General features: G+C 55.9%; 13 protein-coding genes. 8 read left to right on the forward strand and 5 right to left on the reverse strand.

The annotated features are described in order from the left end of the window. The first annotated feature begins 21 nt into the window (after positions 1–21). Genes dnaN through gyrB form a run of 3 tightly spaced genes read left to right on the forward strand, consistent with a single transcriptional unit; the run spans position 22 to position 4,673 of the window. Complete coding sequence (gene dnaN, locus POR16_RS25415) at positions 22–1,125, forward strand: DNA polymerase III subunit beta (protein WP_005894803.1); 1,104 nt, start codon at positions 22–24, stop codon at positions 1,123–1,125. A gap of 22 nt (positions 1,126–1,147) precedes the next feature. After that, positions 1,148–2,251, forward strand: a complete 1,104-nt coding sequence (gene recF, locus POR16_RS25420; protein WP_005894801.1) for a DNA replication/repair protein RecF — start codon at positions 1,148–1,150, stop codon at positions 2,249–2,251. Positions 2,252–2,255: 4 nt separating this feature from the next. Then, positions 2,256–4,673, forward strand: a complete 2,418-nt coding sequence (gyrB, locus tag POR16_RS25425; protein WP_005894799.1) for a DNA topoisomerase (ATP-hydrolyzing) subunit B — start codon at positions 2,256–2,258, stop codon at positions 4,671–4,673. 578 nt (positions 4,674–5,251) lie between these two features. Here gyrB and POR16_RS25430 read toward each other — a convergent pair. Further along, entirely contained in the window at positions 5,252–5,956 is a 705-nt protein-coding gene (locus POR16_RS25430; RefSeq protein WP_005894797.1) for a hypothetical protein, read from the reverse strand. Positions 5,957–6,330: 374 nt separating this feature from the next. Between POR16_RS25430 and surE the strand changes: the two genes are divergently transcribed. The 3 genes from surE to POR16_RS25445 all read left to right on the forward strand — a co-directional run bounded on the left by surE (position 6,331) and on the right by POR16_RS25445 (position 8,851). After that, a complete protein-coding gene (gene surE, locus POR16_RS25435) occupies positions 6,331–7,110 on the forward strand; it encodes a 5'/3'-nucleotidase SurE (protein WP_042932857.1) in 780 nt (259 codons plus the stop codon). A 32-nt stretch (positions 7,111–7,142) separates the two neighbouring features. Continuing rightward, positions 7,143–7,574, forward strand: a complete 432-nt coding sequence (locus tag POR16_RS25440; protein WP_005894790.1) for a MarR family winged helix-turn-helix transcriptional regulator — start codon at positions 7,143–7,145, stop codon at positions 7,572–7,574. A gap of 164 nt (positions 7,575–7,738) precedes the next feature. Beyond that, positions 7,739–8,851: an alginate lyase family protein gene (locus POR16_RS25445; RefSeq protein ID WP_081022047.1), complete on the forward strand. Its 1,113-nt coding sequence runs from the start codon at positions 7,739–7,741 to the stop codon at positions 8,849–8,851. 228 nt (positions 8,852–9,079) lie between these two features. Here the strand turns inward: POR16_RS25445 and POR16_RS25450 are convergent, their stop codons facing one another. From POR16_RS25450 to glyQ, 4 genes are read right to left on the reverse strand one after another with little or no spacing between them, the layout of a single operon-like run. After that, positions 9,080–9,850: a lysophospholipid acyltransferase family protein gene (locus POR16_RS25450; RefSeq protein WP_005894785.1), complete on the reverse strand. Its 771-nt coding sequence runs from the start codon at positions 9,848–9,850 to the stop codon at positions 9,080–9,082. 57 nt (positions 9,851–9,907) lie between these two features. Further along, positions 9,908–10,459 carry a D-glycero-beta-D-manno-heptose 1,7-bisphosphate 7-phosphatase gene (gene gmhB / locus POR16_RS25455; protein WP_005894783.1) on the reverse strand — a complete coding sequence of 184 codons (552 nt, stop codon included), beginning with the start codon at positions 10,457–10,459 and terminating at the stop codon, positions 9,908–9,910. 13 nt (positions 10,460–10,472) lie between these two features. Then, on the reverse strand, positions 10,473–12,527 hold the full coding sequence (gene glyS / locus POR16_RS25460; RefSeq protein ID WP_005894781.1) for a glycine--tRNA ligase subunit beta: 2,055 nt from the start codon (positions 12,525–12,527) through the stop codon (positions 10,473–10,475). Then, on the reverse strand, positions 12,524–13,471 hold the full coding sequence (glyQ, locus tag POR16_RS25465; RefSeq protein ID WP_003379468.1) for a glycine--tRNA ligase subunit alpha: 948 nt from the start codon (positions 13,469–13,471) through the stop codon (positions 12,524–12,526). The genes glyS and glyQ overlap by 4 nt, the downstream gene beginning before the upstream one ends. A gap of 79 nt (positions 13,472–13,550) precedes the next feature. On the opposite strand from glyQ, the gene POR16_RS25470 reads away from it, so the two are divergent. Together POR16_RS25470 and POR16_RS25475 are read left to right on the forward strand one after the other, a co-directional pair. Next, positions 13,551–14,102, forward strand: a complete 552-nt coding sequence (locus tag POR16_RS25470; RefSeq protein ID WP_005894779.1) for a DNA-3-methyladenine glycosylase I — start codon at positions 13,551–13,553, stop codon at positions 14,100–14,102. Between the two features lie 37 nt (positions 14,103–14,139). Then, positions 14,140–15,027 carry a lysophospholipid acyltransferase gene (locus POR16_RS25475; protein ID WP_005894777.1) on the forward strand — a complete coding sequence of 296 codons (888 nt, stop codon included), beginning with the start codon at positions 14,140–14,142 and terminating at the stop codon, positions 15,025–15,027. Positions 15,028–15,040: the final 13 nt, after the last annotated feature.

The raw sequence follows: 15,040 nt of genomic DNA on the forward strand, positions 1-15,040 counted from the left end.
ATTAAGGCAAGGGACTAGACCATGCATTTCACCATTCAACGCGAAGCCCTGTTGAAACCCCTGCAATTGGTCGCCGGCGTGGTAGAACGCCGCCAGACCTTGCCGGTTCTTTCCAATGTGCTTCTGGTCGTACAAGGTCAGCAACTCTCCCTGACCGGTACTGACCTGGAAGTAGAGCTGGTTGGCCGTGTACAACTGGAAGAGCCAGCAGAGCCTGGGGAAATCACAGTTCCGGCCCGCAAGCTGATGGACATTTGTAAAAGCCTGTCCAACGATGCGCTGATCGATATCAAACTTGATGATTCCAAGCTCATCGTCAAGGCAGGCCGTAGCCGTTTCACGTTGTCCACCTTGCCTGCCAACGACTTTCCTACCGTCGAAGAAGGCCCTGGTTCCCTGACCTTCAATCTGGTGCAAAGCAAACTGCGTCGTTTGATCGAGCGCACCAGCTTCGCGATGGCTCAGCAGGACGTTCGCTATTACCTGAACGGCATGCTGCTGGAAGTCAGCGCAGGCATTCTGCGAGCTGTCGCTACCGATGGTCACCGCCTGGCAATGTGCTCGATGTCTGCTGATATCGAACACGCCGACCGTCATCAGGTCATCGTGCCGCGCAAGGGTATCCTCGAGATGGCGCGCTTGCTGACCGAGCAGGACGGTACAGTCAGTATTGTTCTGGGTCAGCACCACATCCGTGCGACCACTGGCGAATTCACCTTTACCTCTAAACTGGTAGACGGCAAATTCCCGGACTATGAGCGTGTTCTGCCAAAAGGCGGAGACAAGCTGGTAATGGGTGATCGGCAGGCTTTGCGTGAAGCGTTCAGCCGTACCGCGATTCTTTCCAACGAGAAGTACCGCGGCATCCGTCTGCAGCTGGCCAGCGGCCAATTGAAGATTCAGGCCAATAACCCTGAGCAGGAAGAAGCAGAAGAAGAAATCAGCGTCGAGTACAGCGGCGACTCGCTGGAAATCGGCTTCAACGTTAGCTACCTGCTCGACGTACTGGGTGTCATGACCACCGAGCAGGTACGCCTGATTCTGTCCGATTCGAACAGCAGTGCTCTCGTGCAGGAGTCGGATAACGACGATTCCGCCTACGTCGTCATGCCGATGCGTCTGTAACATCATGTCCAGCGCAACCTAGATGTCTCTTAGTCGCGTATCGGTCACCGGTGTGCGCAATCTGCACCCGGTGACCCTCTCCCCCTCCCCGCGTATCAATATCCTCTACGGTGCCAACGGCAGCGGCAAAACCAGCGTGCTGGAAGCTATCCACTTGCTGGGGATTGCCCGATCGTTTCGCAGCAGTCGGCTGTTACCTGTTATCCAGTACGATCAGCCCTCTTGCACGGTTTTTGGACAAGTCGACCTTGCACAGGGCGGCCACAGCAATCTTGGCGTGGCTCGTGACAGACAAGGCGATTTTCAGATCCGTATCGATGGTCAAAATGCACGAAGCGCGGCGCAGCTTGCCGAGATCTTGCCGTTACAGCTGATCAATCCAGACAGCTTTCGTTTACTCGAAGGTGCTCCCAAGATCCGCAGGCAGTTTCTGGACTGGGGAGTGTTCCACGTGGAACCTCGTTTCATGGCGACCTGGCAGCGCCTTCAGAAGGCCCTCAAGCAGCGAAACTCGTGGCTGCGGCATGGTACACTTGACGTCGCTTCGCAGGCGGCGTGGGACCGAGAGCTGTGTCAGGCAAGCGATGAGATCGATGAGTTTCGTCGAGCGTATATCAAGGCCTTGAAGCCGGTATTCGAGCAGACGTTAAGTGAGCTTGTCGAGCTTGAAGGTCTGACCCTGAGTTACTACCGAGGCTGGGACAAGGAAAAAGAGCTGAGCACTGTGCTCGCCTCCTCCCTGCATCGGGATCAACAAATGGGCCATACCCAGGCTGGACCACAGCGTGCGGATTTACGCCTTAGATTAGGCGCGCACAATGCGGCAGATATCCTGTCTCGTGGTCAGCAAAAACTAGTGGTCTGTGCATTGCGTATTGCACAGGGCCATTTAGTCAGCCAGGTCCGCCGCGGTCAGTGCATCTATCTGGTGGATGATTTGCCTTCCGAGCTGGATGAGCATCATCGTCAGGCACTTTGCCGCTTGCTGGAAGAATTACGCTGCCAGGTATTTATAACCTGTGTAGATCAAGAATTTTTGAGGGAAGGCTGGCAGACGGATACGCCAGTTGCTTTGTTCCACGTGGAACATGGCCGTATCACCCAGACCCAAGACCATCGGGAGTGATTGCATGAGCGAAAACCAAACGTACGACTCGTCCAGCATTAAAGTGCTGAAAGGACTTGATGCCGTACGCAAGCGTCCCGGAATGTACATCGGTGATACAGACGATGGCAGCGGTCTGCACCACATGGTGTTTGAGGTGGTTGATAACTCGATTGACGAAGCTTTGGCAGGCCATTGCGACGACATCAGTATCATCATCCATCCAGACGAATCTATTACCGTGCGCGACAACGGCCGCGGTATTCCGGTAGACGTGCATAAAGAAGAAGGCGTGTCGGCAGCCGAGGTCATCATGACCGTGCTCCACGCAGGTGGTAAGTTCGATGACAACTCCTACAAAGTATCCGGCGGTTTGCACGGTGTAGGTGTGTCGGTTGTTAACGCATTGTCGGAGCTTTTGCTGCTGACAGTTCGTCGCAGCGGCAAGATATGGGAACAGACATATATTCACGGTGTTCCTCAGGAACCGATGAAAATCGTCGGCGAGAGCGACAGCACCGGTACTCAGATCCACTTCAAACCGTCTGCTGACACGTTCAAGAACATCCACTTTAGCTGGGACATCCTGGCCAAGCGTATTCGTGAACTCTCGTTTCTGAACTCCGGTGTCGGGATCGTTCTCAAGGATGAGCGCAGCGGCAAGGAAGAGCTGTTCAAATATGAAGGTGGGCTGCGTGCTTTCGTGGAATACCTGAACACCAACAAGACGCCGGTCAACGAAGTGTTCCACTTCAATATCCAGCGCGATGACGGTATCGGTGTTGAGATTGCCTTGCAGTGGAACGACAGCTTCAACGAGAACCTGTTGTGCTTCACCAACAACATTCCGCAGCGCGATGGTGGTACTCACCTGGTGGGTTTCCGTTCTGCACTGACACGTAACCTGAACAACTACATCGAACAGGAAGGTCTGGCCAAGAAGCACAAGGTCGCGACCACCGGTGACGATGCGCGTGAAGGTCTAACGGCAATTATCTCGGTTAAAGTGCCTGATCCCAAGTTCAGCTCGCAGACTAAAGACAAGCTGGTTTCGTCTGAAGTAAAAACCGCTGTTGAACAGGAAATGGGCAAATACTTCTCCGATTTCCTCCTGGAAAACCCGAACGAAGCCAAAGCGGTTGTCGGCAAAATGATCGACGCGGCTCGCGCTCGTGAAGCTGCACGCAAGGCTCGTGAGATGACCCGTCGCAAGGGTGCGCTGGACATTGCCGGTCTGCCGGGCAAACTGGCCGACTGCCAAGAGAAAGACCCTGCCCTCTCCGAACTGTATTTAGTGGAAGGGGACTCTGCTGGTGGATCAGCCAAGCAGGGGCGTAACCGTAGAACCCAAGCCATCCTGCCGCTCAAGGGCAAGATCCTGAACGTTGAAAAAGCGCGTTTCGACAAGATGATCTCTTCTCAGGAAGTAGGCACTTTGATCACCGCGCTGGGCTGTGGTATTGGCCGTGAAGAGTACAACATCGACAAGTTGCGTTATCACAACATCATCATCATGACCGATGCTGACGTCGACGGCTCTCACATCCGTACCCTGCTGCTGACCTTCTTCTTCCGTCAGTTGCCTGAGCTGATCGAGCGTGGCTACATCTACATCGCTCAACCACCGCTTTATAAGGTCAAGAAGGGCAAGCAAGAGCAGTACATCAAGGACGACGAGGCCATGGAAGAGTACATGACCCAGTCGGCTCTCGAAGACGCCAGCCTGCACCTCAGCGAATCGGCACCGGGCATTTCCGGACCGGCGCTGGAGAAGCTGGTCAATGACTTCCGCATGGTCATGAAGACCCTCAAGCGTTTGTCACGTCTGTACCCTCAGGAACTGACCGAGCACTTTGTCTATCTGCCGCCGATCACTCTCGAGCAGCTGTCCGACCATGAAGGCATGCAAGCCTGGCTGGCACTGTTTGACGCGCGTCTGCGTACCGGTGAGAAGTCGGGTCTGGTCTACAAGGCCAGCCTGCGCGAAGACCGTGAACGTAATGTCTGGCTGCCCGAGGTCGAACTGATCTCCCACGGCCTGTCGAACTACGTCACCTTCAACCGCGACTTCTTCGGCAGCAACGACTACAAAACCGTTACAGCTCTGGGGCTGCAGATCAGCACGCTTCTGGAAGAAGGCGCCTACGTGCAACGTGGCGAGCGCAAGAAGCCTGTCAACGAGTTCAAGGAAGCCCTCGCCTGGCTGATGGCTGAAAGTACCAAGCGCCATACCATCCAGCGCTATAAAGGGCTGGGTGAAATGAACCCGGATCAACTGTGGGAAACTACCATGGACCCAAGCGTGCGGCGCATGCTTAAAGTCACTATCGAAGACGCCATCGGCGCTGACCAGATCTTCAACACCCTGATGGGTGATGCGGTCGAACCACGCCGTGACTTCATCGAGAGTAACGCGTTGGCGGTGTCTAACCTGGACTTCTGATAGCGATTGTTGACTCTCAGAAATGAGATTTTTCGATCGTTGCCGAGCCACACCGCACACACAAAAAGCCAATGCCTTCGGGCATTGGCTTTTTTGCATTTGTTCGGTAGCTTCCCTGCCAATACACTTCTTCTCAACCTGCGCGCTGAGGCGAAAAACTAGCAGTGATGAAGGGCTCTATTTCGATGTTTTTTATTCGTCGGTTGAAAGCGCCTTAGTTGGATTCGCACACCGGAACAACCGAGAGATGCTTAAGTCCAAAGCCCAGTTTATGAAATGCAAACGCGTCGCCAGTGTGCTTGTTCTTAGATAGTGGGGTACTCAGGGTTGTAACATGTTTGAGATAGCGCACTGCGGACTTTTTCATCTATGGCACGTGTTCCACGTGGAACACATCAAGATCTCAAAATTCCAGGCCTTTCCTCAGTATTGAGTGAAGTATCCAGGTAGCGGGTGCACTGAATAGTACATACCTAGCGGCTTCGTGAGATCGCTTCCGTCCGGCCCTAAGATCCGGTGCTGTGCACCAAATCGATCAGCCTGCCGTTTTCCCTGAGGGTTCCTGAGTATCGAATGGATCAGTCCTGCATTGGCATCTGGATCACTCCGACATCGTCACAACTAACCACATGTTGATGATTAGGCAGAATTTCTTCTCTATTGATTTCAAACGAACTAGACAGTGAACGCCACACGCCGTAAGTGAGCGACGCGCGGCAGAAATAAGAAATTTTCCCTTTCCCTATTAGAGAACCTTCATGTGTGGACTGCTCTGCGAGCAATACCGCGCGAGCCCGAACACAATCCACAAGCTCATCGGTTTTGGAGTTCCAGCCCAGCTCCAGCAATGGTGTCAGCATTTTCTCGCAACCTGGTTTTACCGGCAGGGTCATGCTGGCGATATGCAAAGGCGACTGGTCCCACTGATCTGACCTTCTCATGGTGATGACTTGAAGACCCAGTTTTTTAGCGCTGCTGACCGCCACATCATGTGATAGCCCCAGCAGCGCAGCTAAGGCCCAGCCATCGTGGTCATAAGCAAGTAGACGTGACAGGCATTGAAGTGCCCACCCCTCCTCATCCACTCGCAGCATCTGCCAGTATGGTTTCAGGACATTCCTCAAGGCTTGGACTTCGTGTAAAGCACCGATGAGATTGATCTGATAATCAAGTGAAGTGGGGTCATCGAGTAAGCGAGCCGCAGTGGCCTCTACTACAAAATGACCTTTTGCCTTTGCACTGATAATCAGTGTTTTGACTTTTTGCGTAATGTCTTTAGCCATAGTGCGGATCTTCCTGGGCCGAAACGAAATACGTGCATGGTTAGCAGTTTGAGCTTCACAGCCTGATTCCGGATAGATCCTGACGTGGCGATCATGGCATGCGTCGCTCTCGAATCCGAGAAGTCTCGAGCCTTTTAAAAAACGCGCTCAAAGAGATTTGCAGTTTTCAGCAGCGTTTCTGACGTCGGCTGCTTCGATTTCCATAGAGGTCGATACTCTTTTTTGCCTCACCCCTCCCGCGTTTGTCCGAGCCTGCTCGTTGGACGGAACATGAAATTTCCGTGTAAGGATACCTATGTGTTTTTAGCTATGTAAATATAGGCAAATAAAGGAGCGTTGTGCTTTTTCAAATAGCGATCGATGGGAGAAGACTCATGCCTGCCTGCACCCCTAGATTCAAACGGATTCTTCTTACAAATGACGATGGTATCAACGCGCCGGGCCTCGAAATTCTGGAACGCATTGCCTGTCAGCTCGCTGAAGAGGTGTGGGTAGTAGCTCCGTTGCTTGATCAGAGCGGTACTTCGCATTCGTTGAGCCTGCACACGCCTCTGCGGCTCAGCTTCCACGGCAAGCGGCGTTTCGCGGTGACGGGCACTCCCGGCGACTGCGTGGCTATGGCATTAGGTCATTTGCTTAGCCACGACAGGCCTGACGTGATTTTATCAGGGGTCAACAAGGGCGCTAATCTTGGCGTCGAAACAGTTTTTTCGGGGACCGTCGGAGCGGCCATGACAGGTCTTTTGTTCGATATTCCCTCTATCGCGCTAAGTCAGGCAACCACCAAGAATATGCCCATCGCCTGGGAAGTCGCAGCCCGATATGGTCCAGGCGTCATTACCCAGCTGATGGACATGAGTTGGCCAGGCGATGTCTGCCTGAACGTCAATTTCCCGGATCATCCATTGAACGCCGTGCGCCCTTTGAAGCTGACATGCCAGGGTGCGGGTCGCATGGACGGCGTGGCCGTCAGTTCAGCGCGTGACCCCAGGGGCATTGAATACTATTGGCTGAGTCTGGAACGACACCGAACGTGTGACCAGCCAGGTACTGAAACAGCCGGGCTGGCGGCTGGGCATATCACTGCAACCCCCTTGAAGTTTGAACGCACACATGACGACGCGCTTGCAGAAATGAAAAGACGTATTGCCTGATCACCAGCTTTATCGCTATCTGGAGTTTGCCAATGAGCATTTCGTTATTACGTGAACAGTTGACCCGGCTGAGCAAACGTCTTCGTCAAGAGGCACAGAATCATCCGGAAAGCTGGTCACAAATGTTGGTCCTGAGCGCCATTGACCGTATGAACGGCACTGCAACGCCCTCAAAAATCGCCGAAGCCGAGAACATGCAATCGTCGAATCTGGCCTCCCTACTGAGAGAACTGGACGCTCGCGAGCTGATCACACGCAGCCCGGACACGCAGGACAAACGCCGTACATGGATTGGTCTTTCAGAAAAAGGCAAAGCGATTTTGCAGACCAGCCGAGACCAGCGCGATCAGTGGCTTGGCGAAGCCATTGAAGCTTGCCTGACCGACGAGGAGCGCCAGCAACTGGAAGCTGCCGGAGCGATCATGGAAAAACTCAGTGCCTATCGGCAGTCGCCTGATAACTGAACGTCACCGGGATGGTTTGCACCGATTACATCAACTGAAATCGATTGTGGACGGGTATATCATTGAAAATATCATGCAGTATCAAGCTGAAAAAACAGTCAGGTTCGAGCGGTTTGTTACTGGGCGTTCTGCTGTCTGTCGCTGCGCACTGCAGTGCAGCGCAAATGGATACCCAGCCGTTCATACACCCGGGTTTGCTGCACTCGAAGTCCGACCTGGAGCGCGTGCGAACCAAGGTCGCCCAAAATGACCAACCCTGGCGTGCCGGCTGGCAAAAGCTTATCGACAACGGTCATGCGTCACTCGGCTGGAAGCCGAACCCTCAGGCTGTGGTTTATCGGGGAATGGACCACCAGCACAAGGAAAACTACAGCGCGTTATTCAATGATGTCGCAGCCGCCTACGCGCTGGCCTTGCGCTGGAGGATCTCGCATGACGATGCCTACGGAGCCAAGGCAGTCGACATCCTGAATCAATGGTCTTCGACTCTGACATCGATCGAAGGCTCGGGCGACCGTTATCTTGCCTCTGGTCTGTATGGTTATCAGTTGGCAAATGCGGCAGAAATTCTGCGTGATTATCCTCATTGGGCACCGGCGGATTTTCGGCGTTTCCAGAGCATGATGCTGACGAAGTTCTATCCGATGAACCACGATTTTCTGGTCCATCACGATAACGCTCTGGTCGACCATCACTGGGCCAACTGGGACCTCGCGAACATGAACGCCATGCTGGCGATCGGCGTTTTGACGGATCGGCGCGACATTTACGATGAGGCTGTCAATTATTTCAAGACGGGTGCTGGCAATGGCTCCATCGGTCATGCCGTCTGGCACCTCTATAACCCTTTACTCGGTCAGGTGCAGGAAAGTGGCAGGGACCAGGCCCACACTATGCTGGACATCGCGTTGCTCGGATCATTTTGCCAGATGGCCTGGAATCAAGGAGACGACCTGTTTGGCTATGACAATAATCGTGTGCTGGCAGGCGCTGAATACGTGGCCCGTTATAACCTTGACCATGACGTACCCTTCACGCCGTATACCAACAGCATAGGCACGCAAAACGTTATCTCCGAGAAATTTCGAGGCGATGAGCGTCCGATCTGGGAGTTGCTTTACAACCATTATGTTGTGTTGAAACGCATCAAGGCGCCCAACGTTGAGGCGTTTGCCAGTCGTGTCAGGGTCGAGGGTGGCGGCGGTGACTACAGCCCCAACAGCGGAGGTTACGACCAGCTCGGATACGGCACACTGATGTTCTCATTGACGCGGTGACGTCGTATGAGGCGTGTTTGCAGGCATGCAGTCATGAGCGGATTGTGCCTGGGACGTAGCCTCAACCCACAAAAAAACCGACCTGTTCTGGTCGGTTTCTGGTACATCACTAAAACTTATGCACGTTTTTCCGGTTTTTATAGCTTGAAAAAATATGCATATAAATTAGCGAGTTAGATGGTTATTTCACGTGTTTTCAAAAAAACGGTACACAGGTTATCCACAAAATCACGCAGGCACCTTTTCTGTGTTCGTCGCGGGTGTGACGGGCGAGCCCATTGCTCGTTGTGTGTCTTCGTTCCAGGCCTGCACACGGTCATTCAAGGCTGCTATCGCGCGTGGGCCGGTACCTTCTGCGTACATCGGTTCGCCGATAACCACCTGGATGGTGCCGGGCTTCTTTGCCCAGCCGTCTCGAGGCCAGTATTTGCCTGCATTGTGGGCAACTGGCAGAACCGGCAGATCGGCATTGACCGCCAATGCCGTGCCGCCGCGCGAGAATTTGCCGACCTGGCCATAAGGGACACGTGTGCCTTCGGGGAAGATCAGTACCCATACACCGTCCTTGAGCAGTTCGTCACCCTTCTTGGCTATTTCCCTGAGTGCAGCCTTCGGGTTGTCGCGGTCAATCGCAATGGGGCGCAGCATCGCCATTGCCCAGCCGAAGAAAGGTACATAGAGAAGTTCTCGCTTGAGAACCTGGCTCAGCGGCTCGAAATACGCCGACAGAAAGAAGGTTTCCCATGTGCTCTGATGGTTGGAAATGATCACGCAGGGTGTCTTCGGTACGTTTTCTGCTCCGGTCACTTCAACCTTGATGTTCAGAAATACGCGGGTCAGCCAGAGCGCGCAGCGGCACCAGTAGACGTTGATGAACCGATAGCGGGCTTTGAACGGCAGAAAAGGCGCAATGACAAAGCTCAATGTGCACCACAGTAGCGAGCTGGTGCCCAGCAACAGGTAAAAGAAGAAAGTCCTGATTGCCTGCATGATCGACATAGTTACGTTTACCGTACGGGCAGGTGCCCGCTCATTGAGCGTCCTGAACCTGACAGGTCAGCTGTTCAGTGAAGCGCTGGTGTGGATAAGTTCTGCGGCAACCGCCGCCAGATCGTCAAAAATCAGCGTGCCTTCAGGCACGTCGCCGTCCATAGTTCTATGGCCTTTGCCGGTCTTGACCAACACAGGCTGAGAATCGACGGCCAGTGCGGCCTGCAGGTCACCTTTGCTGTCGCCCACAAACCACAGGCCCTTGAGGTCTGCTGCGTAATGGCGAGCAATGGTCTTCAGCATGCCGGGCTTGGGTTTGCGGCATTCACAGCCCTCGTCCGGCCCGTGTGGGCAGTAGACGATCAGACCTACCTCGCCCCCCTGCTCGGCCACCAGTTCGCGCAAGCGCGCGTGCATGGCGTCGAGGGTGGCCAGGTCGTAATAACCTCGGGCAATGCCGGACTGGTTGGTGGCGACTGCCACTGTCCAGCCGGCTTTGCTCAGATCTGCGATAGCCTTGATCGAACCCGGAATCGGCAACCACTCCTCCACCGACTTTATGTAAGCGTCGGAATCGTGATTGATCACACCGTCCCGGTCGAGTATCAGCAGCTTCAACGTCGACCCCTTGTCAGCCCAGCAGCGAGATATCGGCAACGCCGAGGAACAACCCGCGCAGACGCGACAGCAAGGCATAACGGTTAGCGCGCACTTTGGCGTCTTCCGCGTTGACCATCACTGCTTCAAAGAACGCATCGACAGGCTCACGCAGCATGGCCAGACGCGCCAGCGATTCGCTGTACTGACGCTCTGCTGCCATTGGTTGAACCGCATGGTCTGCCTGCTGAATTGCCGAGTACAGCGAGAACTCGTTGGCGTTGTCGAAGTACTTGGGCTCGACGGTCTGGGCAATGTTGCCCTCGGCCTTGCTCAGCAGGTTCGAGACGCGCTTGTTCACAGCGGCCAGCGCAGCAGCTTGCGGCAGTTTGCGGAACGCCTGAACCGCCTGGACACGCTGATCGAAATCCAGCGCCGAGGCAGGTTGCAGGGCACGCACCGAGAGGTACACCGCCACATCGACGCCTTCGTCTTCGTAACGCGCACGCAGGCGGTCGAAGATGAAGTCGAGTACCTGTTCCGCTAATCCTGCTGGCTTGATCTTCGTACCGAATTGCGTGACCGCGAATTTCACGGTGTCGACCAGGTTCAGGTCGAGCTTCTTCTCGATCAGGATACGCAGGATGCCCAGTGCCGCGCGACGCAGTGCATACGGGTCCTTGCTGCCGGTGGGTAGCATGCCGATACCGAAAATACCGACCAGCGTATCCAGTTTGTCGGCGATGGCGACGGCAGCGCCGGTCAGCGTAGTCGGCAGTTCGGCACCTGCACCGCGAGGCATGTACTGCTCGTTGAGCGCCAGCGCGACGTCTTCCGGTTCGCCATCGGCTTTGGCGTAGTAGAAACCGGCAATGCCCTGCATTTCCGGGAACTCGCCGACCATCTCACTCGACAGGTCGCACTTGGACAACAGGCCAGCCCGCGCTGCGCGCTGCGCATCGCCGCCAATGCGTGGTGCGATGTAAGCCGCCAGCTTCGAAACGCGCTCGGCCTTGTCGTAGACGCTGCCCAGTTGGGCCTGAAACACGACGTTTTTCAGGCGATCGTTGAAGGTTTCCAGCTTCTGCTTTTTGTCCTGCTTGAAGAAGAACTCGGCATCGGTCAGGCGTGGACGAACCACCTTCTCGTTACCGGCGATGATCTGCGCAGGGTCCTTGCTCTCGATGTTGGCAACCGTAATGAAGCGCGGCAGCAGCTTGCCATCGACATCCAGCAGGCAGAAGTACTTCTGGTTGTCCTGCATGGTGGTGATCAGGGCTTCCTGAGGCACATCAAGGAAGCGCTCTTCGAACGAACACACCAGCGGCACTGGCCACTCGACCAGACCGGCCACTTCATCCAGCAGGCTTGGCGGCACGATGGCGGTGCCTTCCTGTTGGGTTGCCAGTTCTTCGATGCGCTTGCTGATGATCTGGCGACGTTCGTTGAAGTCGGCCAGTACATGAGCGGCGCGCAGGTCACTGAGGTAGCCGGCAGGCGAGGAAATCCGCACGTCTTCCGGGTGGTGGAAGCGATGGCCGCGAGAATGACGCCCGGCGCTCTGGGCGAGGATCGTGCAATCAACGACCTGATCGCCGAACAGCATCACCAGCCATTGGGTCGGCCGCACGAACTCTTCCTTGCGAGCGCCCCAGCGCATGCGCTTGGCAATCGGCAGGTCGTTCAGCGAATCTTCGACAATGGTCGGCAGCAGAGACATCGTCGGCTTGCCGAGGATGGTCTGGCTATAACGCAGTTTCGGGCCGCTTTGATCGATTTCGTTCAGGTCGACGCCACACTTCTTGGCAAAGCCCAGGGCTGCCTGAGTCGGGTTGCCGTCGGCGTCGAACGCTGCCTGACGTGGTGGACCGTCGAGGTTGACGCTGCGGTCCGGTTGTTGCGTGGACAGCGCGGTGATCAGCACCGCCAGGCGACGCGGTGCGGCGTAGACCTGTTTGGCGCTGTACGTCAGGCCTGCGCCCTGCAAGCCTTTTTCAATGCCGGCCAGAAACGCCTCAGCCAGGGAAACCAGGGTCTTGGGTGGCAGTTCTTCAGTGCCCAGTTCGACCAGAAAATCTTGAGCACTCATTGCGCTGCCTCCAGCTTGGCCAACACTTCATCGCGTAGATCGGGCGGCGCCATCGGGAAGCCGAGACGGGCCCGGGCTTGCAGGTAGGCCTGAGCCACCGAGCGAGCCAGCGTGCGTACGCGCAGAATGTATTGCTGACGCGCGGTCACGGAAATAGCGCGACGGGCATCCAGCAGGTTGAAGGTGTGCGAAGCCTTGAGCACCATTTCGTAGCCCGGCAACGGCAGCTCCAGCTCGATCAGGCGCGCGGCTTCGCTTTCGTAGAAATCGAACAGCTCGAACAGTTTGTCGACGTTGGCGTGTTCGAAGTTGTAGGTCGACTGTTCCACTTCGTTTTGGTGGAACACGTCGCCGTAGGTCACTTTGCCGAACGGGCCGTCAGCCCAGACCAGGTCGTAAACCGAATCCACGCCTTGCTGGTACATCGCCAGACGTTCGAGGCCGTAGGTGATTTCGCCGGTAACCGGGTAGCACTCGATGCCGCCGACCTGCTGGAAGTAGGTGAACTGCGAGACTTCCATGCCGTTGAGCCAGATTTCCCAGCCCAGACCCCAGGCGCCCAGCGTCGGCGATTCCCAGTTGTCTTCGACGAAACGCACGTCATGCACCAGCGGGTCGAGGCCGATGTGCTTGAGCGAGCCCAGGTACAGCTCCTGGAAGTTGTCCGGGTTCGGCTTGAGAATCACCTGAAACTGATAGTAATGCTGCAGGCGGTTCGGGTTTTCGCCATAGCGGCCGTCAGTCGGGCGACGGCTTGGCTGTACGTAAGCGGCATTCCAGGTTTCCGGGCCTACGGCGCGCAGAAACGTGGCAGTGTGGAACGTGCCGGCGCCTACTTCCATATCGTAGGGCTGAAGTACCACGCAACCTTGTTCTGCCCAGTATTGCTGGAGGGCGAGGATCAAGTCTTGGAAGGTACGCACGGCTGGCGTAGGCTGGCTCACAAATTTCACCTGTGCTGGGCTGCGATTCAAAGAGCGGGAGTATACCCGATTCGGCCGCACGTCCACTCCTGGGAGCCCTATGACACGCTGCTTTTGGTGCAACGAAGACCCCCTGTACATCGCTTATCACGATCAGGAGTGGGGAGTGCCGCTGCGCGATGCGCAGAAGCTCTTCGAGTTGCTTTTGCTCGAAGGGTTCCAGGCGGGTCTGTCGTGGATCACGATTCTCAAGCGTCGGGCTCGTTATCGCGAGGTCTTGCATGGCTTCGATGTAGAACGGCTGGCGCAGTTGAGCGACGCTGAAATCGAAGCGTTGATGCTTGATCCGAGCATCATTCGCAACCGCCTCAAGCTCAAGGCCGTGCGCACCAATGCGCGCGCCTGGCTGGCGCTCGAAGACCCGGTCGGCCTGCTTTGGTCGTTTGTCGGTGGCGCGCCGAAGATCAATCATTTCAAGGACCGCAGCGAAGTACCGGCGATTACCGTCGAAGCCGAAGCAATGAGCAAGGCCCTGAAAAAATCCGGCTTCACGTTTGTCGGCCCGACCATCTGTTATGCCTACATGCAGGCCAGCGGCATGGTCATGGACCACACGGTCGATTGTGATCGATACGCGATATTGAGCCGCTGACGTTACACTACCCGCCTCGAGAATCTGGGAGTCATCTGTGGATAAGTTCAAAGGCGCCGTAATGGTCGGGGCGTTGCGATTGTTTGCGCTGTTGCCGTGGCGAGCCGTGCAATGGGTCGGCACTGCCATCGGCTGGCTGATGTGGAAACTGCCCAACCGCTCGCGGGAAGTGGCGCGGATCAATCTGTCCAAGTGTTTCCCCGAGCTGAGCGAGCCCGAGCTGGAAAAACTCGTCGGCCGCAGCCTGATGGACATCGGCAAGACGCTCACTGAAAGTGCCTGCGCGTGGATCTGGCCTGCGCAGAAATCGATCAACCTGGTGCGTGAAGTCGAAGGGCTCGACGTGCTCAAGGACGCGCTGGCGTCTGGTAAAGGCGTGGTCGGCATCACCAGCCACCTGGGCAACTGGGAAGTGCTCAACCACTTCTATTGCAGCCAGTGCAAGCCGATCATTTTCTATCGCCCACCGAAGTTGAAGGCTGTGGATGATCTGTTGCGCAAGCAACGCGTACAGCTAGGCAACCGCGTGGCTGCGTCGACCAAGGAAGGCATTCTCAGCGTCATCAAGGAAGTACGCAAAGGTGGTTCGGTAGGCATCCCGGCCGATCCTGAGCCGGCAGAATCGGCCGGTATCTTCGTACCCTTCTGCGGCACTATGGCCCTGACCAGCAAGTTTGTGCCGAACATGCTGGCCGGTGGCAAGGCTGTTGGCGTATTCCTCCACGCCATGCGCCTGTCGGACGGTTCCGGTTACAAGGTAGTGCTCGAAGCGGCTCCCGAGGCCATGTATAGCACCGACACCGAAACCTCCGCAGCGGCGATGAGCAAAGTAGTCGAGAAATATGTGCGGGCGTACCCGAGCCAGTACATGTGGACCATGAAACGCTTCAAGAAACGCCCGGCAGGCGAAGCGCGCTGGTATTAGGAAGACAGGGACG

The sequence above is a fragment of the Pseudomonas coronafaciens pv. oryzae str. 1_6 genome (genome assembly GCF_000156995.2).
Taxonomy (GTDB): Bacteria; Pseudomonadota; Gammaproteobacteria; order Pseudomonadales; family Pseudomonadaceae; genus Aquipseudomonas; species Aquipseudomonas tremae.